Origin of the sequence: Corynebacterium sp. NML130628, assembly GCF_001875665.1 — a bacterium.
Classification (GTDB): domain Bacteria; phylum Actinomycetota; class Actinomycetes; order Mycobacteriales; family Mycobacteriaceae; genus Corynebacterium.
Map to the genome: position 1 here is coordinate 59894 of NZ_MLAL01000045.1, position 25114 is coordinate 85007.

The window sequence follows — 25114 nt, forward strand, 5'->3', positions numbered from 1 at the left end:
CATGGACCAGGTCGATCCGTTAATCTCCGCTATCTATCGTTGGTTCGATGTCTCCGGCGTCTTACTGATGGGCATCATCGGTGGCACGATCGCACGCCACCGCGGCTACGACATCATCGGGTTTTTCTTCATCGCAATGCTCTCCGCCCTCGGCGGGGGCATGCTTCGCGACGTCCTCATCAACGAAGGCACCGTCGCAGCAATGAGCCAACCGGAATACCTCATCCTGGCGTTTACAGGCGCGGTCATCGCGCGGTTTACGTACTTCAAAGGACGCGCGTGGAGCGTGCTTGAAAGCCACGGCGACGCGTTCGTCTCCGCGCTGTGGGCAGCAACAGGGGCATCGAAAGCCCTGGCCTACGGCCTTCCGGTGCTTCCAGCAATCATGATGGGCGTGTTCACCGCGACGGGTGGCGGTATGATCCGCGACGTCGTCACTGGGCGGGAGCCAAGCGTTTTCGGTAACAACCAGCCGACCGTCATCCCCGCGGTGGCCTGCTCCGTGATCGTGCTGCTTGGCCACGCGACAGGTCACATGGCGATCGGGATGGTGCTTGGCCCGGTAGCCAGCTTCGCGCTGTTCCTGCTCGGCTACTACGGCAACTGGCGGGTCTCTACAAACTCGGAGTTCGCCCCAGTAAACCAGACCGCAGCGCACCTCGCTGATCTGGCGCGGAAGGCGGAGCGTCACTCACGCAACATTGCGCGGGAACTCGAGCCGACTCGGGTGCGCTCATGGCGCCACCGCCAGATGGAGAAAGCGCTCCAGCGCAGGATCGAAACCGAAGTCAAGCGTGGCAAAGGCCGTTCGGAGGCCGTCCACGATGCCGACGCATTCCTCCAGGAATTCACGTCCCAGTTCGAAGCGATCAACGTGGAGGAAGGCCAGGATGTGGCGGAGGAGGCGTCGACAAGCGAGTCGCTGCTCGATGGCATCGGGGTGGACCTCTCCGGCGACTCCTACGACGAAGAACAGCACCTGGACCAATCCGCGAGCAAGATGCTGGACATGATCCTGCAAGACGACAAACTCACCGACGAGCTCATCGAGCGGCTGGTGAAGCAATACGAGGCACGGAACCCTTAGAGAGCTGTGGTGCCGAAGGCCCACCCAGCGCCGAAAGTGATGGCAAGACCGAGTGCGCCACCGATGACCAGGCGCAGCACGGCGCGCGTCACGTTCGCGCCGCCGATGCGCGCGGAAACCGCGCCCGTCGCCGCCAGCGCCACGAGCGTCACGATGAACGTCGAGGCCACGCGCCACGAGTCCGGCGGGAGCAGTACCGCCGCGAGTGGCAGCAGCGCACCGAGGAAGAAGGAAAGGAACGACGCGATGGCGGCCGACCACGGGTTCGCGAGATCGTCCTCGTCGATGCCGTAGTGCATCTCTAAGTGGGCCTTGATGGGGTCATCGGCGGTGCGTTCCCGCGCCACCTTCAACGCAGTCTTCGCGCTCAGACCCGATGCGACGTAGCCGGCCACGAGGTGCTCGAATTCCTCGTGCGGGTCTTCCTTGTGCAGCTCGAGTTCGCGGCGATGAAGGCGTTTTCCATGTCCCGCTGGGAGGACACCGACACGTATTCGCCGAGCGCCATGGACACCGCGCCACCAATCAGCGCGGCGATGCCCGCCGTAGCGATCGCGGGAACGTTCGGCGTCGCGCCCGCCACACCGACGACCACCGCGGCCGTCGAGACGATGCCGTCATTCGCGCCGAGCACCGCTGCGCGCAGCTTATTCAGCCGCTCATTCATGCCTTCTACTGCAACCATGCGCTACATAGTGGCCTAAATTACATACCTGCGCAACGAAGCGCAGCCTCACCAATATCGCGGGTGACCTGGCGTACGATAGCCTGCGATGAACACTGCAAAACGGATCGCAAGCGCCGTGTGCGCACCCCTGTGCTTGGCCCTCGCCGCCCCTGTCGCACCGGCAGTCGCGGAGGACACGACGGCCACCACCACCGTTACGCCCCACCCCGGGTTCTACGACGACTACGGAAACTGGGTGCCACCGGTCCGGCTCCACGCCCCTGACACGGACAATTGCGAGCGATCCCTGTGGCCACCCGAGCCCGTGTCCACGTCCGAGACCAGAGAAACCGAAACCCTCCAGCCCCTCCCCGTGAGCTACCAGGGACCGTGCGGCGTCGAAGCGCCCGAGGGGTTCCACGTCGACGAGGGGGTGCTCGCGTCCGCGTGGCTCGTCGCTAACCTCGATACCGGGGACGTGATCGCGATGAAGGATCCGCACGGCAGGTACAGGCCGGCGTCGATTATTAAGGTGCTGCTCGCACTCGTGGCGATCGACGAGCTGCCCCGCGAGCAACGCGTTGTGGTCAGCGAGGAATCCGCCGGTCAGGAAGGCTCGGCCGTCGGCATCGGCGCAGGCGGCGAGTACAGCGTCGACGACCTCCTCCACGGCCTCCTCATGGCATCGGGTAACGACGCCGCCCACGCGCTCGCGCAAGCGCTCGGCGGTGACGACGCCACCCTAACGAAAATCAACGCCAAGGCCCGCGAGCTCGGCATGGACGACACCCGCGCAACCTCCTACTCCGGCCTGGACCGCGCCGGAATGTCTACCTCGGCGTGGGATATGGCGCTCGCCTACCGGGCCGCGTTTTCCAACCCGACGTTCGCCGAAATCGCAGACACCGCCTCCTACCCGTTCCCGGGCTACGGCGACATCCCCGGCTACGAGCTGTGGAACGACAACCAGCTCTACCTCAACGACCCCGACGGCATCGGTGGCAAAACCGGCTACACCGATGACGCGAACCACACCTTTGTCGGCGCCGTCAACCACGACGGCGTGCGGCTGGTCGCGGTGGTCCTGGACACGACGGTGGACAAGATGCGCGCGTGGCAGCAAGCGCAGGCACTCCTCCACGAGTCCTACGCCTACGCCTCCGGACACACCACCCACGTGGCGTCGCTGAACCCTGTCGCGGAAACGCCAACGACTATGCCGCAGCCAGCTGATGCTGGTGATCACAAACCTGGAAAAGCAAAAAGCCAGGGAGGAATCCCCTGGCTTTCCATCGCGCTCGTCGGCGGGGTGCTCGTGCTTGCCGCACTCGCCGTCGCGCTTAGTCTCGCGTCAGCAAAGAAACGATCCCGACGCCGATAGCGCCAATCGCCGCCCCAACGCCCAGCGCCTTGCCTGATGCAGAGGCGCTGTTCGCCGGGTCCTGGTACGCGCCCGCGCGCACGTTGATGATCGCGGACTCCGGGACCTCAACCGGCTCGAGCTCCAGCGACTCCTCTGTGGTTGCGGTCCAGGCAGAAACGTAGAGCACCACGCGCCAGATGAGGTAGAGCACCACCATCAGCGCAATCACCGGGCCAAAGATCGCGCCGGCCGGGTTGCCCGTCGCTGAACTCACGATCACCGTTGCGAACTGTTTCACCAGCTCGAACGCGACCGCGCCGAGCAGCGCGCCCTTCAAGCCGGACTTCACCGGCACCTTGGTGCGCGGCATGTAGGTGACCAGCCACCACATCACGAGGAAGTTCGCCAGCACACCGACCGCCAGGCCGACCGCCCACACCACGAGGCGGGCCCCCGGGAAGTCGCCGAGCCCGAAGTGCTCCATCGCCTGCGAAGTCCACGAGGAGGCACCGATGGCGGTCACACCGAACGCCACGATGAAGAGCAGAATCAAACCGATCAAGCCCAGCAGGTCCGCCATCTTCTTCACGACGAAGTTTCCACCATCATTTGCGTCAAGGTTCCACATCGCCGAAATGCCGACTCGCAGGTTGTTCATCCATCCCAAGCCGGACCAAAGTGTTGTGAGCAAACCGACGCCTGCGACGGCTCCGCGCTGGTCGATCGCTGCCTGCAGCAACTCGTTGACGGTATCGCCGAGTCCCCCTTCGAGGTTCTCAGTGATTTGGTCCTGCACCTGCTGCATAATGTCCGGGCGCCCGTTCAAAAACATACCGAGCGCCGCGAACAGCAACATCGCCAGCGGGAAGAGCGACAGTACCGAAAAGTACGTGATACCTGCCGAAAGCTGGTTGCCGCCCTGCGAGGAGAAACGCTCGTTCATCCGCATCAGGTGGCCAACCGCCGGAGCCTTCTTCGCAATCTCATCCGCGGCGCCTTCCGATTGCTGTTTCGTGGCGCGCTCAATGCCCTGCCGGTCGGTGTACTCCGTCTGTGGCGACGTCGAAGTGGCCATCACAGTCCCTTCCCTACTTCTGGTTTGTTACGTTAAGCACACCATCGTAGAGCAAAGGTCCACCATCTAGCCACCGAGTTCCACTGGGCAGCTATGCCCCGGCGAGGAAACCAACCTTCTCGTAGACGTCCTTGACCAACGGTGCCGCGATCTCTCGTGCGCGCTGCGCGCCGTCCGCGAGGATGCGTTCCAGCTGTGCGCGGTCGTTCATGAGTTCGTCGTAGCGGGCGCGAAGTGGCGTCGTAAAGGCCTCAAGCGCATCGGCCGTGTCCACCTTCAGTGCGCCGTAGCCCTTGCCCTCGTAGCTGGCCACCAGAGAGTCGATCGGGGTGCTGGTCAGCGCAGACTGGATCACCAGGAGGTTGGAGACACCTGGCTTGTTCTCCTTGTCGTAGGCGACGACGCCATCATCGTCCGTCACCGCCGAACGGATCCGCTTCGCGGACACCTTCGGATCATCCAGCAAGTTGATCAGACCCTTCGGGTTCTGCCCAGACTTGCTCATCTTCGACGTCGGATCCTGCAAGTCATAAATCTTTGCCGAGCCTTCCGGAATCAGCCCCTCCGGCACCACAAACGTGGAGCCGTAGCGGGAGTTGAAACGCTCAGCGAGCGTGCGGGTGAGCTCAAGGTGCTGACGCTGGTCCTCGCCAACGGGCACGAGTTGTGGCGAGTACAGCAAAATGTCGGCAGCCATCAGCACCGGGTAGGTGAACAGGCCGACCGAAGTGCGGTCCTGGCCCTGCTTCTGGCTCTTGTCCTTAAACTGCGTCATGCGGCTGGCCTCGCCGAAGCCGGTGAGGCACTGCAGCACCCAGGTCAGCTCCGTGTGCTCAGGCACATGCGACTGCACGAACAGAGTGGACTTCTCTGGGTCGATGCCGAGCGCGATCAGCTGCGCGCAGCCCGCGATGGTGCGCTCGCGCAGCTCCTTCGGGTCCTGGTCGACCGTAATGGCGTGCAGGTCCGGGATGAAATAAAACGCGTCGTACCCGTCTTGCAGGTCAATCCACTGCTTCAGCGCCCCAAGGTAGTTGCCGAGGTGGTAGGAATCTGCCGTGGGTTGAATGCCGGAAAGTACGCGCTGTTTTTCAGTCATGCCTACCTACTGTAGACCGGAACGTGCGCGTGCGGTACCTGCCCTATTCCGTGTCCGCTTCCTCGTCGGGCTTGGGGTCAGTTCGAGGGTCGGGGCGCCGGATACGTTTGATGCCGCGGTAGACCTGGCGCGCCCCCGGCACCATGCGCGCGCGGCGGTAGAAGTAAGAGGTCAGTGCATATTTCGGGTCGATTTCAGCAACACGTTCGTCGTCGTATTCGTACACCGGCAGCGACCACCCGCGCTTCAGCGAAACCAGGCGAATGCCCAGCACCAGCAGCACGGTGACAATGACGTTGATCCACTCCGGGACCCCCGCCATCATCATTAGCCACCACGCCACGGTGCCGATAACCGCCGCCGACGCGTAAAGCTCTTTGCGGAACACGAGCGGCACCCGGTCGGAGAGGACGTCGCGAATGATGCCACCCGACACACCTGTGCTGAGGGCCGCGACGCAGGCAATGATGAAGCCGTGGCCGTGCTCGATTGCGGTTTGGATGCCAACAACCACGAACGCGGCGAGCCCGATGGCGTCGGCAACTAAGAAGCCTCGACGCAGCTGGTACATCAGCCAACTAATGCGGACAGTCAGCACAGAGGCGACCACCACCAACAGCAGATACTCGGGCTTTTCCACCCACACCATCGGGTAAATCCCCAGCAGCAGGTTTCGCACCGTGCCACCGCCGAGCGCGGTCAACGCGCCAAGGGTAATGACCCCGAAGAGGTCCATGCGCATGCGCCCTGCGGACACAGCGGCGGTCATTGCCTCTGCGACGATGCCGATGATGAACAGCGCTGTGATGAGTTGATCAGTACTGACTGCATCCATATTAGATGTCGTACTCCACGATGAGCGGTGAGTGGTCCGACCAACGTTGCTCGACCGTCGGGGCCTTTTCCACCCAGCTGCGCTGCGCGCGCTCCAGCATGGACTTTGTTGCCGCCTGGTAGTCGATGCGCCAGCCTGCGTTGTTGTTAAAGGCCTGCCCGCGGTACGTCCACCAGGTGTACGGCGCGTCCTCCGGCTGCAGGTGCCGCGCGACGTCAAACCACTGCGGGTTGTCATTCGCTTGTCGACGCCCCTCCGACTGGTACTCCACCGCCCCAACCCACTGGCTTGTCTCCTTGTCTGCGAGGTCCTGGGCGGCGTCGTCCGGGAATGCGCCGAAGACGGAGTCCATGAACGCGCGCTCGTCGGGCAGGAAGCCGGACTTCTTCCGGTTCGTCTTCCAGTTCTTAAGGTCTTCGCGGCGGTGGCAGATGTTCCAGTCCCCGGCGATCACCATGTCGGGGTACTGCGCCGGTAGTTCTTCGAGCACCGGGCTGAATTGGTCGAAGAAGCGGTACTTCTCGTCCTGCTTGGCGGTCTCCGCGGCGCCCGACGGCAAATAGAGCGACGCTACCCGCACGCCACTTTCGAGCGTTGCCGCGATGAAACGGCCCGCGTCCTCGAAGCCCGGAATACCAACGCTTACCTCAGATAGGGGGGTTCGTGAGAGAATTCCCACACCCGCACGGCCTTTCGCGCCCGGAGTTTCCGCCGGGGCGACGGCAAGGTGCCACCCTTGCTCAAGCGCAGGGGCCAGCGCTTGCTCTGTTTGTTCCTGCGTTGCCCGCACTTCTTGCATCAACACGACGTCGACAGACGAGGCGTCGAGCCATGGGAGCATCCCGTGGTTGAGCTCATTGCGGACTTTGGTTGCCGCGCGGATTCCGTTGACGTTGACCGAAGCAATGCTTAAAACCATGCCCATGACCCTACCTTTCCCCGCTAATACAAGACACGCGGTATGTAAAAGCTGTACGCTGTGGGTTTAAGCAAAACATTTTGACGCGATACTTAAGGAGAACCATGGCTCAAATCATTTGGACACGCACCGATGAAGCGCCACTGCTGGCCACCTATTCCCTCAAGCCAATCGTTGAGGCATTCGCCGCTCAGGCGGGGCTCGATGTCACCACCGCTGACATCTCGCTTGCAGGCCGCATCATTGCGCAGTTCCCGGAGCGTCTCACCGACGAGCAGAAGATGGACGACGCGCTCGCGCAGCTCGGCCAGCTCGCCACTACCCCCGAAGCGAACATCATCAAGCTGCCGAACATTTCGGCTTCCCTGGTCCAGCTGAAGAAGGCCATCGCGGAGCTGCAGGCCGCAGGCTTCGACCTGCCGGAGTACCCAGACAATCCTTCGACGGACGAAGAGCGCGAAGTACAGAAGCGTTACGACGCCGTGAAGGGCTCCGCCGTCAACCCTGTCCTTCGCGAGGGCAACTCTGATCGCCGCGCACCGGAGGCCGTCAAGAACTTCACCAAGAAGCACCCACACTCGATGGGCGTGTGGTCGAAGGACTCCAAGACCAACGTCGCAACCATGGATGCTGGCGACTTCCGCCACAACGAGAAGTCCGTCATCATGCCGGCGGCTGACTCCCTGACCATCAAGCTGGTCGCCAACGATGGCACCGAAACCGTTTTGAAGGACTCCCTGGCCGTTGAAGCCGGCGAGGTCGTGGACGGCACCTACATGTCCGCCAAGGCACTCGACGCGTTCCTGCTCGACGCAGTCAAGCGCGCCAAGGAAGAGGGCGTGCTCTTCTCCGCTCACCTGAAGGCAACGATGATGAAGGTCTCCGACCCGATCATCTTCGGCCACGTCGTGCGCGCATACTTCAAGGACGTCTACGACAAGTACGGCGAGACCCTGCTGGCTGCTGGTCTGAACGGCGAGAACGGCCTGGGCGCGATCCTTGATGGCCTTGCTGGCGTCGATAATGGTGAGGAGATCCGCGCAGCGTTCGAGCAGGCGCTGAAGGACGGCCCGGCATTGGCGATGGTCAACTCCCACAAGGGCATCACCAACCTGCACGTGCCATCCGACGTCATTATCGACGCCTCGATGCCTGCGATGATCCGTACCTCGGGCCACATGTGGAACGCTGCCGACCAGGAGCAGGACACGCTGGCGACCATTCCGGATTCCTCCTACGCAGGTGTCTACCAGGCGGTTATCGACGACTGCCGTGAGAACGGCGCCTACGACCCAACCACCATGGGCACGGTGCCAAACGTTGGCCTGATGGCGAAGAAGGCTGAGGAGTACGGCTCCCACGACAAAACCTTCAAGATCCCTGCCGACGGCAAGGTCCAGGTTGTAAACAAGGCCGGCGACGTGCTCATCGAGCACGACGTCGAAGCCGGCGACATCTGGCGCGCATGCCAGACCAAGGACGCCCCGATCCAGGACTGGGTCAAGCTCGCGGTCAACCGCGCTCGCCTGTCGGGCATGAAGGCGATCTTCTGGTTGGACGAGGAGCGCGCACACGACCGCAACCTCATCTCCCTTGTTGAGAAATACTTGCAGGATCACGACACGGACGGCCTGGACATCTCGATCATGAACCCGGTTGAGGCCACGAAGGTCTCCGTTGAGCGTATCCGCCGCGGCGAGGACACCATCTCGGTGACCGGTAACGTCCTGCGTGACTACAACACCGACCTGTTCCCGATCCTGGAGCTGGGCACCTCCGCGAAGATGCTCTCCGTCGTTCCACTGATGGCTGGCGGCGGCCTCTTCGAGACCGGTGCTGGCGGCTCCGCACCGAAGCACGTGCAGCAGGTCCAGGAGGAGAACCACCTGCGTTGGGACTCCCTCGGCGAGTACCTCGCACTTGCTGAGTCCTTCCGCCACGAGAAGAACACTAAGGGCAACGAGAAGGCTGGCGTCCTCGGTGACGCACTGGACCGCGCAACGGAGACGCTGCTCAACGAGGGCAAGTCGCCGTCGCGCAAGGTGAACGAAATCGACGACCGCGGTTCCCACTTCTGGCTGGCACGCTACTGGGCTGAGGAGCTCGCCGCACAGTCGGAGGATGCGGACCTGGCGGCTACGTTCGCTCCGGTTGCTGCAGCGCTGGCAGAGAACGCAGCAACCATCGACGCAGAGCTGCTCGCGGTGCAAGGCTCCCCTGCCGATCTGGGCGGCTACTACTGGCCCGAGGAGGCCAAGGTCACTGCTGTCATGCGCCCGTCCGAAACCTTCAACAAGGTGATTGACGGCCTGAAGTAGTAAGCGCTCCGCTTTCCGACCCCGGTTGCTGCGTTTTCGCGGCGGCCGGGGTTTTGGTTTGCGGTTCTTGACCTGGCGCCCAGGATGGTAACCCCCACGTGGTAACCCAAGGACGGTAATCAGCCGAGTAACTGGGCCGACGGCGATCACCTCTACTCGGCTGATTACCATCCTCCGGTTACCATCCTTCGCGGTGCGTTGGGGCAGGCGTCGGGGAGCAAGGGTTCATGCGAGCGCAGCCCGGCGGCCAGCGATGGTGTCGCGGACCTCGCGGATGAACCCGTCGGGGTGCCGACGTAGGTACGAAGGCGAGTAGCGGAGGAAAACATAACCCCTGTTGGCAATCCGCTTCTGGCGCTCGAATTCTTCCTGTCGCGCACGTTCGGCGTCTGGCCCCTGGTATTTCACATCACCGTCGATCTCGATGAGCAGCCAGCCGTCGACGCACAGGTCCGCGTAGCGCCCCGCCACTTCGTACTGCGTAAACAACGGGCCGATCCCCGCCTGGATCAGCAGGGCGCGCGCGAAGGATTCGTAGGGCGAGTCCGAGTCGTCGACGCAGTGCCGGATGCACTCCCGAACCACCGCGATGCCCTTCAGTCTGCCCAGCTGCCGTGTTTCTTGCTCCAGAAGCGCACGCGTGAAACCCCTGCGCCGGAGGTAATCCGCAGCGACGAGCCCCTCGACGAAGCCGTGGTGGCGGGCGATGTCGGCAAGCGTTCGGAAACCAGTGGTGACGCGGTGTCCGTCGCGCAATGAGGTTTCGTCCTCGCGGAGCACCATGCGCCGAAACAGAATTCCTTTTCTGCCGCTGCGGGATGGCGAGCTGCCTCGGGAAAGCAGACACAGCTCGACTGGCTCTTCGGTTGTGCTGATCACCCACATGCCGTGCATGCGGGCAGCCGATCGACCGACGAGCACCGCTTCCCTACTCATCAGCGCAGCAGCTTCGACGCGCAGCCATTGCCGCTCGTGGTACTTCAGCTCTCTCCAGCAAGTTTCCGGAAAGATGATGCTCGTGTCGAGGATCCGGTGTGTCCCTCGGAGCCGACCAACGTCCTTATGCGAAAGCTTCCGCTTATCGACGATCCTCCGTCGCAACTCCCCCTTCCGCTCCTCCCACCGTTGCAGCACGATCGGATTTTCTCTGTCAATCCTCATACCTATTTTGACGTCGAAATCCCCGCTCGGGTTCCCTCTCAGACCGAAAGCTTACCCGACGTTACGCAACGCGAAGACTCACGAACGTACATCACCGTCACCATTGTCAACGTGGCTGAACCAGCAAGGTGACATGACCACCGCCCGGGTGATCCTAACGCTGGACGCTCATCACTTTTCTATTTTTATTCACGCATAATGGCTGGTAAACAGGCGTAGCTAGACAGCTTGGTTCACAGAAAACCTACCAAGCGTTACATTGTTGCTCATGACACAATACGACAACAGCAATACGAAAGACTGGTCCTTCAACACACGCTCTATCCACGCCGGACAGGCCGTGGACAGCGACTACGGGGCCCGTAACCAGCCTATTTACATGACCACCTCCTACGTGTTCGACAACGCTCAGCACGCAGCAGACCGCTTCAACCTCTCTAACCCAGGCCCGATCTACACTCGCCTGACCAACCCAACCCAGCAGGCGCTCGAAGACCGCATCGCGGACCTCGAGGGTGGCGTCGCAGCTACCGCATTCGCCTCCGGCATGGCTGCAGAGACCGCCGCCATCACGAACTTGGCGTCGGCAGGTGACCACATCGTTACTTCCCCACGTATCTACGGCGGCACCGAGACCCTCTTCCAGGTGACGCTGCCACGCCTCGGCATTGACGTCACGTTCGTGGACAACCCTGACGACCCAGCAAGCTGGCAGGCAGCAGTCCAGCCGAACACGAAGGCGTTCTACGGCGAAACCTTCGGCAACCCGATCGCCGACGTCCTCGACATCCCGGCCGTCGCGGAGGTCGCACACCGCAACCAGGTGCCACTGATTATTGACAACACGATGGCCACAGCCGCTCTGGTCCGCCCGCTTGAGCTTGGCGCAGACATCGTCGTCGCTTCGACCACGAAGTTCTACACCGGCAACGGCGCCGCCATCGGAGGCGTCCTCGTCGACGGCGGCAAGTTCGACTGGACCGTCGAGCGCGACGGCAAGCCGGTCTTCCCTTACTTCGTCACACCGGACCCGGCCTACCACGGCCTGAAGTACGCGGATCTCGGCGCACCGGCCTTCGCCCTCAAGGCCCGCGCGGGCATCCTGCGCGATACCGGTGCTGCACTCTCCCCGTTCAACGCGTGGGTCGCGCTGCAGGGCCTGGACACGCTGAGCCTGCGCGTGGAGCGCCACAACGAGAACGCTCTGAAGGTGGCGAAGTTCCTCAGCGAGCATGACAAGGTGGCGAAGGTGAACTTCGCTGGCCTCGAGTCCTCCCCGTACTACGCGGTCAAGGAGAAGCTCGGCCTGCGCTACACCGGCTCTGTCCTCTCCTTCGAGGTCGCAGGCGACAAGGACGACCACACGAATGCATGGAAGTTTATCGACGCCCTCAAGCTGCACTCCAACCTGGCAAACATCGGCGACGTGCGCTCCCTGGTGGTCCACCCGGCCACGACGACGCACTCCCAGTCGGATGCCGAAGGCTTGGCTCGCGCCGGTATCTCCCAGGCAACGATCCGCCTGAGCGTCGGCATCGAAGACGCCGACGACATTATCGCGGACCTCGAGCGCGGATTCGCAGCGATCTAACATGCCCAACCTGGCGCCTGAAGGCGAGCTGCAGATAGTCCCGATCGGCGACTACACCACAGAGGCGGGAGCCACCATCCGGGACGCCCACATCGCGTACCAGCGGTGGGGGCAGTTCCGGGGTGACCCGGAGGGCGAGAACAACATCCTTGTTGTTGAGCACGCCTTAACCGGGGACTCCAACGCCGCCGAGTGGTGGGGTGGGGCGATCGGCCCCGGCAAAGCACTCGACACCGACACGTGGTGCGTGATTTGCACCAACGTGCTCGGCTCGTGCTACGGATCGACCGGACCCGCAAGCACCCATCCTGACGGTGCCGCGTGGGGGTCTCGCTTCCCCGCGGTTTCCGTCCGCGACCAGGTGCACGCCGAGCGCGCCCTCCTTACCGAGCTTGGCGTCGGCCGCGTGCATGCCATCATGGGTGGATCCATGGGCGGGGCGCGCACCCTGGAGTGGACACTGCTCTACCCCGACGCTGTCGGCTACGCCTGCGTCATGGCGGTCTCCGCCCGGGCGAGCGCCTGGCAGATTGGTATCCAGGAAGCCCAGATCTACTCCATCGTGCGCGACCCGAACTGGCACGGCGGGGACTACTACTCCACCGGCGCCTCTCCCGACGAGGGGCTGGCTGCTGCCCGCCGCATCGCACACCTCACCTACCGCGGTGAGCTAGAAATCGACGAACGCTTCGGCACCACCGCCCAGGATGGCGAGAACCCGCTCGGTCCCTACCGCGAGCACGACCAGCGCTTCGCTGTGCAAAGCTACCTCGACTACCAGGGGAAAAAGCTCGTCGAACGTTTCGACGCCGGCGCCTACGTCACGCTTACCGAAGCCATGAACCGCCACGACATTGGTCGCGGCCGCGGTGGACTGAACAAGGCGCTGCACTCATCGACGGTGCCGACGATGATTGTGGGCGTCGATACGGATATTTTGTACCCTTACCACCAGCAGGAGCACATGTCCCGCAACCTCGGGAACCTGCTGGGGATGCACAAGCTTTCGTCTCCTGTCGGCCACGACGCGTTTTTGGTCGAGGCACGCCAGATGGACAACATCTTGCGCAACTTCATCGCGCTGACCAGCGCCTAAGACCTCTTAGGACCCCAGCGCATCCACCGACCAGGCCAGCCACACCATCGCGACGCCCAGGCCGGTGGAAAACGCGATATCGAACCGCTTCGAGCGCACCGCCAACAAGCCGATGACCTGCGAGTCGCAGGTCAGGCGCAGCAGTGCGCACCACAGCATGGTCGCCCCCAGTGCGAACGTGGCTCTCCGCCAGTGATCCGTGAGCGACCACACCCCAGCGGCGACAAACCCCAGGATGAACACGCACACCATCCCCAGCTGCACTTTCCGCGGCAGCGGCGAAGGCGGGTTCCCAATGTCATGAGGGTTGTCCAGCGACAACCCCTCTGCCGCATTAGGCAAGCTGCTCAGCCCGCTCCACGATGTTTCGGACCAGGAACGTGCGAGTCATCGGGCCGACGCCACCTGGGTTCGGTGAGACCCAGCCGGCCTTCTCCCACACATCAGGGTGCAGGTCGCCGACGGTTTTGCCGTCGACACGCGAGACGCCCACATCCAGCAGCGCGGCGCCTTCCTTAATCATGTCCGCGGTAATCATGTGCGGCTTGCCTGCCGCTGCGATGACCACGTCCGCCCGGCGCGTCTCCGCAGCCAGGTCCTTCGTGCCGGTGTGGCACAGCACGGTCGTGGCGTTGACGTTGCGCGAGGTCAGCATCAGCGAAATTGGGCGACCCACGGTCACTCCGCGGCCGATGACGCACACGATCGCACCGTTCAGATCCACGCCGAAGCGCTCCAGCAGCTTGATGGAGCCGTTCGGGGTACACGGCAGCGGCGCGGGCTCGTTGAGCACCAGTTTGCCCAGGTTGACCGGGTGCAGGCCGTCGGCGTCCTTGTCCGGGTCGATGAGTTCGAGAATGCGGTTCTCATCCAAGTGCTTCGGCAGCGGCAGCTGCACGATGTAGCCGGTGACGGCGTCGTCGTTGTTGAGTTCCTCGATGACTTCCTCAAGCGCCTCCTGCGTAATATCCCCCGGCAGCTCCTTCATGATGGAGGCGATGCCGAGCTCCTCGCAGTCGCGGTGCTTCATGCGCACGTAGTTCTGGCTCGCCGGATCGTCACCGACCAGCACGGTGGCCAGCCCTGGCGTGATGCCACGCTCCCGCAGGGAGGCGACTCGTGTTTTGAGATCTGCAAAGATCTCTTCGCGGTACAGTTTTCCGTCTAATTTAATCGCAGTCACGGTGACCATCCTAGACTGTAACCATGTGCGCTTTTCACGTTATCTTTGACAATCCCGTCATCCCAGGCAACACCGGCAACGCAATCCGGCTGTGCGCAAACACCGGCGCCGTGCTGCACCTGGTGGAGCCGCTCGGGTTCAACTTCGAAGACAAACACCTCAAGCGCGCAGGGCTGGACTACCACGACTTAGCGGACATCCAGATTCATCCAACTATCGACGCCTGCTTCGCCGCGATCCCGGATGCCCGTATCTTCGCGTTCACCACCCAGGCGACCGACTACTACCAGGACGTGGAGTACCGCGACGGCGACGCCCTCCTCTTCGGTACCGAGCCCACCGGGCTACCCGAAGCACACCGCAACCACCCACGCGTGACCAAGCAGCTCCGCATCCCGATGCTGCCGAGCCGCAGGTCAATGAACCTTTCCAACTCCGCTTCCGTCGCTGTCTTCGAGTCCTGGCGGCAGTTGGGATTCCCCGGCGGAGTCTAACTCTGACTCTGTAGTCATTGGGGGCAGCGTGCGGGTGCGCAGCGTGTCGACGAGCCAACGCCCCTCCCCCGCGCGCAAGTCCCGCGCCACCATTTTGACAGCGCCCGGGACCAGGTCAAAGCGCACATGCGCCAGGCCGAGCATGTGCTGCAGGGGACCTTGTTTGAAGGAAAGCTCCTGGATGTGTGTGTTTTCCACCATCTGGTACCGCTTGGACAGGCGACCGAACGTGACCACGGTGACCTCTGGGTACAGCGTGACTGTCTGCCTCCGCCAGTCAACCGGTGATACCCACCGCGCCACGCCCGGGGAACGCAGCTGCGCACGCGACATGTCGCGCATGGCTTCGCCGGACAGTGGCGCAATCGCGTCGATGACCCGCATGGCCTGCTCCAAAGTACCGACCGGCAGCAGCTTGGACGTACCGGTTGCCTTGTTACGCTCAGATCCGTACCCGGCCACAGTTACCGATACGGTCCACCACCCAAACGCGCGCCACAGGAGCGGTTGGCGAAGCTGTATCGCGTGAATGCGGTGCAGCGGGACCGCTTGGCGCCTGCGGTTCGCAAGCCCGTACGTCATGTTGATGACGGCCCCGTTGCTGCCGGAGGTGGCGTCGTCAAGCACGGAATTGAAGCGCCACGAGTGGTCGATGGTGCGCCAGATCTGTGGCACGAACCCGACGAGGATCGGTAGCGCCGCGGTGATCGAGAGGTCGGTGAAGAGCGGGACGGCGCTCGAAACGACAGTAATGATGGTGGAGAGCTGGAACGCCGCCGCCAGCAGCGAGCGGCCGATTGGGATGGGCGGCACCAGCGTATTTGCAGGGTCGGAGTCTTGTTCGGCGCGTGTCAACGCAGGTGCAGCTGCGCCGGGACGAGCCGCGATTGCCCGCAGAATCTCGGCGCGCAACTCGTCCGCTTCCGCCCGGGGCAGGTAGGCGATCTCGATGGCCGAATTGTTGCCGCCGGCCGCCTCAACGCGCACCGCCGCGAGCCCAAACAGACGCGGCGCGAACGGCTCAATGACGTCGACGGCCTGGATCCGGTCGTACCGCGCGGTGCGCACCGTGGTCGTGAGTACGCCTCGCTTCAGCTCAATGTCTTCGTCACCAACACGGAATCCGATCTTGGCCCACCACAGCTGCGAAATCACGAACACCACAAGCAGGCCAACGATGAACACGCCGACGGCCACGCCCACATCCATGATGCCGACGCCTTCGTCCTGCAACCAGTTCATCAGTGGCACGGTGAAGTTGAATACAGCGATCGTGAGCAGCGCAAGCAGCGTCGCCCACACGCGCAGCAACGGGGTCAGTCGGTGGACCCGCCGGTACTCAGGGGCCGCCGTCATAGGCCACTCATCTGTTCACGTGCTTTGACCACGAGCCGGTCACGCAGCGCATCGGCGTCCGCAGCGAGAAGGCCTGGCAACGTGGTCGCCGAACTGACCGATGCGGTACTCACCACCAGTTTCTTCAACCCAAGCACCCGCATCACTGGCCCCGTATTCACATCCACGAACTGGATTCGCCCGTAGGGGATGACTGTGAGCGTGTGCCACATTTTGCCCTGGCTTAAGATCAGCTCATTGTCCGTTTCCAGCCACGCCAGATTGCGCACCTGAAACGGGATGAGGAAATACTTCCAGATGAAGAACACTCCGCAGACAGCTGCACCCCACACCCACCAGCCACCGTACTTCCACTGTGCCCACAGCAGGCCACCGATCACGATCAGTGCCCACACCGTGTTGGTCACCAGCATGGGCACCATGTACTTCGGCGAGACGCGGTGCATCTGCTCGACCGATGCCGGCAGCGGTGGCCTCGCCAGTGTGTCAGTCTGCTGTTCCATAGGCACCACCCTAGCTACCTCACCGAAAATCACGTGAACCACGCGAGAGCCACTGGCCAACATCGATTTGCTCCAGGCGGTCCGCCACGACGCTGATCGCGCCTGACGCGTTTTGGACAATCCCGCGCACCACCAGCGCGTGCGCTGTGCGCGCCACTACGCGTTGCCGCTTCCACAGTCCCGGCGACACCATAATGTTCAGCAGCCCGGTTTCGTCCTCCATCCCAAGAAACGTCAGGCCAGATGCAGTTTGCGGCCGCTGCCTGTGTGTGACCACGCCTGCAACGCGCACACGTGTTCCGTCCTCTACGTTGCGCAGGTCCACCGCGCGCAGGATGCCCTCTCGCTGCAGGTGTTCGCGCAGCAGCTGCATCGGCTGCGTGTCGTGGGTGACGCCGGTCGCGGCAACATCGGCGGCAAGCAACTCGAATGCGGTCATCCCGGGCAACGCGGGGGCGTCGATACCCGAAAGCCCCGGCAACATGCCTTCGCGCTCCGTCGCTGCGATGCCTGCGGCCCACACCGCTTGTCGACGCTCCACTCCGAAACAGTCCAACGCACCCGCCTTCGCGAGCGCCTCGACGTGCTCCACGCTCAGCTCCGCCCGGCGCGCCAGGTCCGCGATGTCCGTAAACGGTGCGGCTTCCTCAATTCGAGCTGCGGCCTTCTCCCCGACCCCCTTCACCAGATTCAACCCGATCCGGATTGTGTCATTATCTATGCAGCGCGCCTGCACACCGGATCCATTCACGCTCACCGGCAGGACCGTAATGCCGTGACGGCGGGCGTCTTGAATCAGGGACTGGGGCGAGTAGAAGCCCATCGGCTGCGCCCGCAGCAGACCAACGCAGAACTGGGCCGGATAGTAGTACTTCATCCATGCGGAGAAGTACACAAGCGACGCAAACGATTGCGAGTGCGATTCCGGGAAACCGTAGGCAGCGAACGCAACAATCTTGTTCCAGAGCTTTTCCGCGACATCCGCCCCGATCCCGTTCGTCGTGTTGCAGCCCTCGAAGAACCGGGCTTTGAGCGCCGCCATTTTCGCCGGGGACCGCTTCGAGCCCATCGCGCGACGCAGTGCATCGGCCTCCCGGCCGCTAAAGCCCGCAGCGTCGACGGCGATCTGCATGAGCTGCTCCTGAAACAGCGGAATCCCCAACGTCTTCCCGAGGGACTTTTCCAGCACCGGGTGGTCATAGGCGACAGGTTCAAGGCCATCGCGGCGTCGTAAATAAGGGTGGACTGACCCGCCTTGAATTGGCCCAGGACGGATGAGAGCAACCTCAACCACGAGGTCGAAGAAGCACTGCGGTTTCAGCCGCGGCAGCGTCGAAAGCTGCGCACGCGACTCCACCTGGAACACCCCGACGGCGTCAGCACGGCACAGCATGTCGTAGACACCCTGGTCCGCAAGGTCGAGTTCCCACAGGCGTACCTCGGTGCCCGTCGTATCGCGTACGAGATCCACCATGTGGTGCAGGGCCTCCAACATGCCGAGCCCAAGCAGGTCGAACTTCACCAGCCCCGCAGAGGCGCAGTCGTCCTTGTCCCACTGCACCACCGAGCGCTGTTCCTTGCGCGCCCATTCAATGGGGACGACGTCCGCGATTGGCCGATCACAGATCACCATCCCGCCTGAGTGGATTCCGAGGTGGCGTGGCTGCCCAACGAACTCCTCCGCTAACTCGCTCACCTGCCCCGGTGGGTCACTGAGTCCTTTTGACCAGGCATCAGCAGCACCTTGCGGGTACCCGAGCGCGCGGGCAGCGTCGCGCACCGCGCCTTTCCTCCGGTACGTAATCACGTTTGCCACCTGGGCCGCGCGCTCACGGCCGTAGCGCTGGTAGGCGTACTGGATGACCTCTTCGCGCCTGCCGGACTCTATATCAATATCGATATCCGGCGGTCCGTCACGATCTGGCGACAAGAACCGCTCAAAGAGAAGTCCTGCGCTGATCGGCTCAGCATTCGTGATCCCGAGGGCGAAGCAGACCGCTGAGTTCGCCGCGGACCCTCGCCCCTGGCACAGGATGTTGTTGTGCCGACAAAAATCGACGAGATCGTACACGATCAGGAAGTAGCCGGGGAATTGTAGTTCCTCAATCACGCTCAGCTCGTACTCGATCTGCCGCAATGCCTGCTCACGGATAGTTTCCGGGCGCGTCGCGTACCGCACCTGCGCGCTGGCGTAGGTCAGCTCCCGCAAGTAGCTCATCTCATTGTGGCCCGCCGGAGTGGTGTAGTCCGGTAAGTTTGGCGCAACAAGGTCGAGCGTAAACGCGCACTGTTCAGCGAGCTCCACTGTGGTGGCCAGCATCGGCTCGCACCCTGGCAGCAACCGGGCCATCTGCCTCCCGCTGCGCAGCCAGTGCGCCCCCATCGGGTGCAGGTCAGCGGCGTTTTGTGGCAGAGCGCGACGCTGAGCAAGCGCATGTTTGGCCGCGGCGAGGCGTGCGTGGTTGCGCGTCGCGGCGGCAGGCCGGGTAGTGACGATAGCCGGAAGATGAACGAAGCTGTCTAATAAACGGTGATGATCGGCATCATCAGGCGCGAGGGAGACCACATATTCCCTCACCACATTTTCCGGCCCGAAACTCTCGCTCAAAGTATCGAACTTTGAGGCCCACTCCCACCCGCCGAGCGCCAAACAAGAGCTACCAAGCCACTCCCCGACCTGCCGCAGTGGCGGGTATGCGAGCTCACCCTTCTGCCCACCCTCCATATGCGCGTGCGACATCAGGCGAGACAGCCTCCGATACCCCTCCGCCCCGCGGGCCAAGACGGACAGCACCCCCTCCTTGAGCGTCAGCTCTGCACCAAACACGGTAGCTACTCCCGCCTCAGCTGCAGCTTCCGCAAACTTCACCGCACCATAGAATCCATCACGATCACACAGGCCAAGCGCCGACAACCCGAGAGCGCTGGCGCGCGCAACAAGCTGCTCAGGCTCACTCGCGCCGCCAAGGAAACTATAGGACGACACTGCATGCAACTCCGCAAACGGCACCCCACTATCCAGCGCGCGGACACCATTCGCCCCCGCCCCGCCTGCAGGCGCGAGCCGGTCCACGGGAACCACAGGCCCGACGTCCTCCCCGGACAATATCCGCTCCAACTTCGACCATGTCAGCGGAGCACCCCCATTGAATCGCATGTTCGACATTGTAAACATGTTCGAATCAGCGCGCAAGGAGAATTATATTCATCGTTTTTTGCCAGAGATAGACTAAGCGGTCCAATAGGTGCTAAGTTTTCAAACCATCACTGATACCCCAATGAAAAACATAAAGGAGACATCATGCGCCTCAACCGTGTGATTGCAACCATCGCAGCTTCGGCACTCGCAGCTACCGGCCTGGTAGCTTGCTCTGACAACTCCGCCGAAAAGTCCACCGACGCAGCCGGTGGCAGCGAGGACACCGTCGTTAAGATCGGCACCACCGACGCCGACCAGAAGGCATGGTCCGTCTTCGAAGACCTCGCAGCGGACAACGGCATCACCCTCGACATCGTGCAGTTCTCCGACTACGCACCGGTCAACGAGGCGCTTGCACAGGGCGAGATTGACCTGAACAAGTTCCAGCACATCCTCTACCTCGCAACCTACAACGAGGCTTCCGGCAACGACCTGAAGGTCCTGTCCACCACGGAGATTTACCCACTGGCACTGTTCTGGAAGGATCACGACTCCCTCGACGGCATCGAAGGCACCGAGGTCGCCATCCCGAACGATGACTCGAACCAGGGCCGCGCAATCAACGTCCTCGTCCAGGCTAACCTGGTCACCCTGAAGGACAGCGCCGACGCCCTGGCGCCGGCGCCAGCGGACATCGACGAAGCCGCGTCGAAGGTGAAGGTTGTTCCGGTCGACGCTTCCCAGACGACTTCCGCGTACAAGGAAGGCCGCCCAGCCATCATCAACAACTCCTGGCTGGAGCGCGCTGGCATCGAGCCGAAGCAGGCTATCTTCCAGGATGACCCAGCCTCCGAGCAGGGCGAGCCGTACATCAACGTCTTCGCAGCACGCGCTGAGGACCTGGACAACCCGACCTACAACCGCCTTGCAGAGCTGTGGAACTCCCCAGAGGTCGCAGCTGCTGTCCAGGAAGATTCCCGTGGCACCGCGGTCGCTGTTGAGCGCTCCCGCGATGACGCCAACGCCATCCTCGCACGTCTTCAGGAGAAGTAGTCCGTGACGAAAACCGGCACCCGGGTCGAGTTCCGGGACGTATCGAAAGTCTTTACAACAGGTGGGCGTGAGGTTGTGGCCGTCGACAATGTGTCGCTGACGGTCGAACCTGGCGAGATCCTCGGTGTGATCGGCTACTCCGGCGCTGGCAAGTCCACGCTGGTACGCCTGATCAACGGGCTCGACATGCCAACCAGCGGCGAGCTCCTTCTCGACGACACCAATATCGTCGGCAAGAGCGAGAAACGCCTGCGGCAAGTGCGCCGAAACGTTGGGATGATTTTCCAGCAGTTCAACCTCTTCTCGTCCCGCACTGCGGCGGGCAACATCGAGTACCCGCTGCAGCTTGCCGGTTTGGGCAAACAGGAGCGACAGGCACGCGTCAAGGAGCTCCTTGAGTTTGTTGGACTGTCAGATCGCGGCAAGAACTACCCTGAGCAGCTTTCAGGTGGTCAGAAGCAGCGCGTGGGCATCGCTCGTGCGCTCGCCACGAATCCATCGCTCTTGCTTGCCGACGAAGCCACCTCCGCCCTCGACCCCGAGACCACCCACGAGGTGCTCGAGTTGCTGCGTCGCGTCAACGCGGAGCTCGGCATCACGATCGTGGTGATCACCCACGAGATGGACGTCATCCGCGCGATCGCAGACAAGGTCGCCGTGATGGAGGCCGGCAAGGTCGTCGAGTATGGCTCCCTCTACGAGGTGTTCTCAGACCCGAAGACGAAGGTTGCACAGCGCTTCGTATCGACGTCACTTCGCAATACGCCAGACAAGCACGAGGAGATCGAGCTCCTCAACGCGGCACCCGGTCGCCTCTTCACCGTCGATCTGACGGAGCACTCGGGATTCTTCGGCGCAGCGGAGCAGGCACGCCAGCGCGGTGTGTCGATTCAGCCGGTACACGCAGGGATTACAACCCTGCAGGAGCACTCCTTCGGCAAGATGACGGTTCGCCTCAACGGTGATGACGCAGCGATTAACGAGTTCCTGCACACGCTGCAGGACACCACAGATATTCAGGAGATACGTCGATGAACAGTGCTGTCAACGAATTCATTCTGGCGCAGCCAAACTGGGAACGGCTCGGACCCACGTTTGTGGACGCCATCGGCGACACGCTCTGGATGGTGGGCATCACCCTGTTAGTCGGCGGCATCTGCGGCCTGATCCTCGGCGTGTTCTTGTACACCACCCGCCCGGGTGGCATCCTGAAGAACAGCGTCGTGTACTGGGTGATCAACTTCGCCGTGAACTTCTTCCGGCCGATCCCGTTCATCATCATGATCGCCATGCTCTACCCCATCACGTTATCGGTGGTGGGCACGACGATTGGCCGTGGCGCGGCCACGTTCGTGATGTGCTTCTCCGCGACCTTTACCGTGGCTCGTATCGTCGAGCAGAACCTGGTGTCCATTGACCCCGGCATGATTGAGGCGGCGCGTTCGATGGGCGCTGGCCCGTGGACGATCATCCGCACCGTCATCCTCCCGGAGGCGCTCGGCCCGCTGATTCTCGGCTACACGTTCATCTTCATCGCGGTGATCGATATGTCCGCGATGGCCGGCTACATCGGCGGTGGCGGCCTTGGTGACTTCGCCATCGTGTACGGCTACCGCCAGTTCGAGCCGCAGGTGACATGGGCGGCCGTGATCGTCATCGTCGTCATCGTGCAGCTCGCACAGTTCTTGGGCAACTGGCTGTCCAAGAAGGTGATGCGCCGCTAAGGTGTGACCAGTTGGTTAGGATGGGTGCCATGAAAATCGCAGCGTTTGATTTTGATGGCACCCTTCATCATCCTGAGGACACCGGCGAGCACGGCTTCGATCCGGCCGACATGGATGCGATCCAGGCCTGGTGCGACGCTGGCCACATCGCTATTTCCGCCACTGGTCGCTCGCGCACCGCGCTTGAGTTCGGGATGCGCCACTGCCCCATCCGCTTCGATTACCAGGTACTCTCCAACGGCGGCTCCGCAACCACCGGCGACAATGAGCGTCTGCTGTACTCACACCTCGTAGACCCAGCAATCGTTGAAAAGGTGGTCACGCACTTTGCTGATACAGAAGGCGTGGCGGTGTTCGGCACCACGATCGGCCACGTTGACGGTGAGTTCAGCAATAACACGCAGGCGCGCAGCAGCTTCACCGTCAATTTCGACGCAATGACGACCGCCGATATCCCCCACCACGAGTTCGCCGTCGTCCCCCTGTGGATCCCAGACAACGAAGCGCTGCGCGCCGAAGTCTACGAGTGGACGCGCGCGCTGCCGCATGTGTCGGTGGCTCAGAACCAGGATTTCATCGACATCATGGCGCCGGGCCGCACGAAGGGCGCTGGTATCCAGGACCTGCTGGAACTACTCGACGTCCCACGCGAAGACATCGAGCTGTACACCTTCGGCGATTCGTGGAACGACTTGTCCATGCACGAGATCGCGGATCACTCGCACAGCTTCCACCACTCACCCGCCGAAGTGCAGCAGCGCACCGACCACGTGATCAGACGGGTCGCTGACGTGCTGCCCAGCTACATGTAGGAGCGGCTGGCGACGACCCAGCCCTTGCCCGGCTTCGGGTCCTTCCCGCACGACGCCATCACGGCGTCAATATTGCGCTGCTCGAGTACCACTTCGTAGGCGGTATCGGTAGCGGTGTCGGTGATGGTGACGTGGGCGGAGGGGCCGTCGATACGCTCGGCGGTGACCTCAAGCTGTCCGTAGTGCACCTTCTGACCACGGGTGGCGAGCTGCGTTGCGATGTCGACCTCCGCCACCTGCCCGACCGAGCTGAATGTGCCGCGCCCTCGGTTGCCCGGCACGAAGTACTCGCCCTGCATCGCGGCGTCGAGCATGGCCTCTGTTGCCTCGATGTTCATCCGGCCGAAGCTGTACGCCCACGGCATGAGCATCATCGTCGCAGCGAAACGGTGCCCCTTGATGTGGGAGGTTTCCCACACCACGTCATTGCCGTGCCCAAACGGGTACTTCTCTACCAGCTCGTTGACGATGGGCCGCCCCTTGATAGCGCAGCACATGTCGCGCTTTCCGTGGGTGCAGACCAGGACGAGCGGCTTCGTGCGCGTCCGCGCATTGTTGCGACCCGGGCCAGATAGGTCGAGGTCGAGGATCTCCTCAGGGCGATCGATGTGCAGCACCTCGGTAGCTGCTTGATCGGCGAAGACCAAGTACACGTGGTGGTCTTCGATCTGGCGTCCTTCCCTCGTTGGGTGGCGAATCAGCAACAGCGTGGCGTTGTAGCGCTGCATGTGCGCCTTCAACTTTTGGGTCAGCTCATCCCCGAAGGTGTCGCCGTCGAGAACATCGTGGCTCCACTTATGCGGCCACTCAAACAAAACGTAGGTAGAGCCGGGTTTCGCGGTACCTGGCAGCGGCTCATTGTCCGTATCAGAACAGAGTTCGCGTGCATGGGCTGTAGTCATGGCAACCACTGTAGCGAAAATTTCCTGATTGATTAGGCATACCTAAACCGGAACGACTCGGGCAGTTAACATTTTGATAACCTTTTTGGTTTTTCACCGTTCTGCTTTGCTCTTCGAGAATCGTTCTGGCTACGGTAATTCTCGTGTTTCCTTTACCGAAGTTCGCCGTTGCAGCACTGACCCCGTGTGTTGCTGGCGCCGTGCTCGCCGGCTGCGTGGGCTCTCCTGCCCAGGAGCAGGGCGCGACCCGCGTCGGCTCGGTGCACGCCGCGCCTGCGTCGACGCAGCTTCGGCCACTCGGTACCGCGAACGCGAGCCCGAAAACCCAGCGGCCATCCGCACCTGCTCAGCTTGCCGTGGCCGGCGTGCGAGTGGGCACCCACGAAGGATTCGACCGCGTGGTTGTAGACCTCGTCGGCGATGGCGAGCCTGGCTGGTTCGTGGATTACACCTCAACCCCGATGCAGGAGATCACCGGCAAGCCGCTGAAGGTGACTGGCAACGCGTTCCTCAACATCAATATCGACGGCACTGTCTACCCCTACGAGCTGGGCCTGGACGCGGACCAGATCAAGGTGGAGACCCCGGCAGAGACCGGCAACATCATCGACGTCGTCAACGCCGGCACATACGAGGGCCGCAGCCGCGTAGTTGTCGGGCTGCGTTCTGACCTGCCGTATTCGGTGCAGGTGCTGGAGCATCCGCTGCGCCTGGTTGTTGACATCGTGCAGTCCTAA

At 62.6% G+C, this 25114-nt stretch carries 22 protein-coding genes and 1 pseudogene; 11 read left to right on the forward strand and 12 right to left on the reverse strand.

Annotated elements, in window-relative coordinates:
• Window position 1: 1 nt before the first annotated feature.
• A complete protein-coding gene (locus BJP07_RS10005) occupies window positions 2-1087 on the forward strand; it encodes a trimeric intracellular cation channel family protein (RefSeq protein ID WP_071567323.1) in 1086 nt (361 codons plus the stop codon).
• On the opposite strand, the pseudogene BJP07_RS10010 reads toward BJP07_RS10005, so the two are convergent.
• Window positions 1084-1772: pseudogene (locus tag BJP07_RS10010) on the reverse strand (VIT family protein). The gene BJP07_RS10005 and the pseudogene BJP07_RS10010 overlap by 4 nt on opposite strands.
• Before the next feature lie 88 nt (window positions 1773-1860).
• Here BJP07_RS10010 and BJP07_RS10015 point away from each other — a divergent pair.
• On the forward strand, window positions 1861-3135 hold the full coding sequence (locus tag BJP07_RS10015) for a D-alanyl-D-alanine carboxypeptidase family protein (RefSeq protein ID WP_083584202.1): 1275 nt from the start codon (window positions 1861-1863) through the stop codon (window positions 3133-3135).
• Here BJP07_RS10015 and BJP07_RS10020 read toward each other — a convergent pair.
• The 4 genes from BJP07_RS10020 to BJP07_RS10035 form a co-directional block, all read right to left on the reverse strand.
• Window positions 3095-4192, reverse strand: a complete 1098-nt coding sequence (locus tag BJP07_RS10020) for a YhjD/YihY/BrkB family envelope integrity protein (RefSeq protein ID WP_071567324.1) — start codon at window positions 4190-4192, stop codon at window positions 3095-3097. The two genes, BJP07_RS10015 and BJP07_RS10020, sit on opposite strands and share 41 nt — an antisense overlap.
• Before the next feature lie 91 nt (window positions 4193-4283).
• Window positions 4284-5291, reverse strand: coding sequence for a tryptophan--tRNA ligase (gene trpS, locus BJP07_RS10025; RefSeq protein ID WP_071567325.1), 1008 nt, complete (start codon window positions 5289-5291; stop codon window positions 4284-4286).
• Window positions 5292-5334: 43 nt separating this feature from the next.
• Window positions 5335-6126: a trimeric intracellular cation channel family protein gene (locus BJP07_RS10030; RefSeq protein ID WP_071567326.1), complete on the reverse strand. Its 792-nt coding sequence runs from the start codon at window positions 6124-6126 to the stop codon at window positions 5335-5337.
• A gap of 1 nt (window position 6127) precedes the next feature.
• A complete protein-coding gene (locus BJP07_RS10035; RefSeq protein WP_071567447.1) occupies window positions 6128-7045 on the reverse strand; it encodes an exodeoxyribonuclease III in 918 nt (305 codons plus the stop codon).
• A 104-nt stretch (window positions 7046-7149) separates the two neighbouring features.
• Here BJP07_RS10035 and BJP07_RS10040 point away from each other — a divergent pair, with 104 nt between their 5' ends.
• Window positions 7150-9363, forward strand: coding sequence for an NADP-dependent isocitrate dehydrogenase (locus BJP07_RS10040; protein WP_071567327.1), 2214 nt, complete (start codon window positions 7150-7152; stop codon window positions 9361-9363).
• Window positions 9364-9588: 225 nt separating this feature from the next.
• Here the strand turns inward: BJP07_RS10040 and BJP07_RS10045 are convergent, their stop codons facing one another.
• Window positions 9589-10497, reverse strand: coding sequence for a hypothetical protein (locus BJP07_RS10045; protein ID WP_177222557.1), 909 nt, complete (start codon window positions 10495-10497; stop codon window positions 9589-9591).
• Window positions 10498-10792: 295 nt separating this feature from the next.
• Between BJP07_RS10045 and BJP07_RS10050 the strand changes: the two genes are divergently transcribed.
• Entirely contained in the window at window positions 10793-12115 is a 1323-nt protein-coding gene (locus BJP07_RS10050) for an O-acetylhomoserine/O-acetylserine sulfhydrylase (protein ID WP_071567328.1), read from the forward strand.
• A gap of 1 nt (window position 12116) precedes the next feature.
• Window positions 12117-13211, forward strand: coding sequence for a homoserine O-acetyltransferase (locus BJP07_RS10055; RefSeq protein WP_071567329.1), 1095 nt, complete (start codon window positions 12117-12119; stop codon window positions 13209-13211).
• Between the two features lie 6 nt (window positions 13212-13217).
• On the opposite strand, the gene BJP07_RS10060 is transcribed toward BJP07_RS10055, so the two are convergent.
• Complete coding sequence (locus BJP07_RS10060) at window positions 13218-13553, reverse strand: DUF3017 domain-containing protein (RefSeq protein WP_255365980.1); 336 nt, start codon at window positions 13551-13553, stop codon at window positions 13218-13220.
• Window positions 13546-14394 carry a bifunctional methylenetetrahydrofolate dehydrogenase/methenyltetrahydrofolate cyclohydrolase gene (locus tag BJP07_RS10065; RefSeq protein ID WP_218160243.1) on the reverse strand — a complete coding sequence of 283 codons (849 nt, stop codon included), beginning with the start codon at window positions 14392-14394 and terminating at the stop codon, window positions 13546-13548. The genes BJP07_RS10060 and BJP07_RS10065 overlap by 8 nt, the downstream gene beginning before the upstream one ends.
• Window positions 14395-14417: 23 nt before the next feature.
• Between BJP07_RS10065 and BJP07_RS10070 the strand changes: the two genes are divergently transcribed.
• Window positions 14418-14888: a tRNA (cytidine(34)-2'-O)-methyltransferase gene (locus BJP07_RS10070; RefSeq protein WP_071567332.1), complete on the forward strand. Its 471-nt coding sequence runs from the start codon at window positions 14418-14420 to the stop codon at window positions 14886-14888.
• Here the strand turns inward: BJP07_RS10070 and BJP07_RS10075 are convergent.
• Genes BJP07_RS10075 through BJP07_RS10085 form a run of 3 tightly spaced genes read right to left on the reverse strand, consistent with a single transcriptional unit; the run spans window position 14811 to window position 19904 of the window.
• Window positions 14811-16244 (reverse strand): PH domain-containing protein, encoded by a 1434-nt coding sequence (locus BJP07_RS10075; RefSeq protein ID WP_071567333.1) that lies wholly within the window; start codon window positions 16242-16244, stop codon window positions 14811-14813. The two genes, BJP07_RS10070 and BJP07_RS10075, sit on opposite strands and share 78 nt — an antisense overlap.
• Complete coding sequence (locus BJP07_RS10080) at window positions 16241-16747, reverse strand: PH domain-containing protein (RefSeq protein ID WP_255365981.1); 507 nt, start codon at window positions 16745-16747, stop codon at window positions 16241-16243. Before BJP07_RS10080 ends, BJP07_RS10075 begins: the two co-directional genes overlap by 4 nt.
• Before the next feature lie 19 nt (window positions 16748-16766).
• On the reverse strand, window positions 16767-19904 hold the full coding sequence (locus BJP07_RS10085; RefSeq protein WP_071567450.1) for an error-prone DNA polymerase: 3138 nt from the start codon (window positions 19902-19904) through the stop codon (window positions 16767-16769).
• A gap of 144 nt (window positions 19905-20048) precedes the next feature.
• On the opposite strand from BJP07_RS10085, the gene BJP07_RS10090 reads away from it, so the two are divergent.
• The 4 genes from BJP07_RS10090 to BJP07_RS10105 are packed head-to-tail and all read left to right on the forward strand — an operon-like array spanning window position 20049 to window position 23475.
• Entirely contained in the window at window positions 20049-20939 is an 891-nt protein-coding gene (locus BJP07_RS10090; RefSeq protein ID WP_071567334.1) for a MetQ/NlpA family ABC transporter substrate-binding protein, read from the forward strand.
• 3 nt (window positions 20940-20942) lie between these two features.
• Window positions 20943-21974 carry a methionine ABC transporter ATP-binding protein gene (locus tag BJP07_RS10095; RefSeq protein WP_071567335.1) on the forward strand — a complete coding sequence of 344 codons (1032 nt, stop codon included), beginning with the start codon at window positions 20943-20945 and terminating at the stop codon, window positions 21972-21974.
• Window positions 21971-22663 (forward strand): methionine ABC transporter permease, encoded by a 693-nt coding sequence (locus BJP07_RS10100; RefSeq protein WP_071567336.1) that lies wholly within the window; start codon window positions 21971-21973, stop codon window positions 22661-22663. The genes BJP07_RS10095 and BJP07_RS10100 overlap by 4 nt, the downstream gene beginning before the upstream one ends.
• Before the next feature lie 29 nt (window positions 22664-22692).
• A complete protein-coding gene (locus tag BJP07_RS10105; RefSeq protein WP_083584219.1) occupies window positions 22693-23475 on the forward strand; it encodes an HAD family hydrolase in 783 nt (260 codons plus the stop codon).
• On the opposite strand, the gene BJP07_RS10110 is transcribed toward BJP07_RS10105, so the two are convergent.
• On the reverse strand, window positions 23466-24377 hold the full coding sequence (locus BJP07_RS10110) for a sucrase ferredoxin (RefSeq protein ID WP_071567338.1): 912 nt from the start codon (window positions 24375-24377) through the stop codon (window positions 23466-23468). The two genes, BJP07_RS10105 and BJP07_RS10110, sit on opposite strands and share 10 nt — an antisense overlap.
• A gap of 143 nt (window positions 24378-24520) precedes the next feature.
• On the opposite strand from BJP07_RS10110, the gene BJP07_RS10115 reads away from it, so the two are divergent.
• Window positions 24521-25114 (forward strand): hypothetical protein, encoded by a 594-nt coding sequence (locus BJP07_RS10115; protein WP_255365982.1) that lies wholly within the window; start codon window positions 24521-24523, stop codon window positions 25112-25114.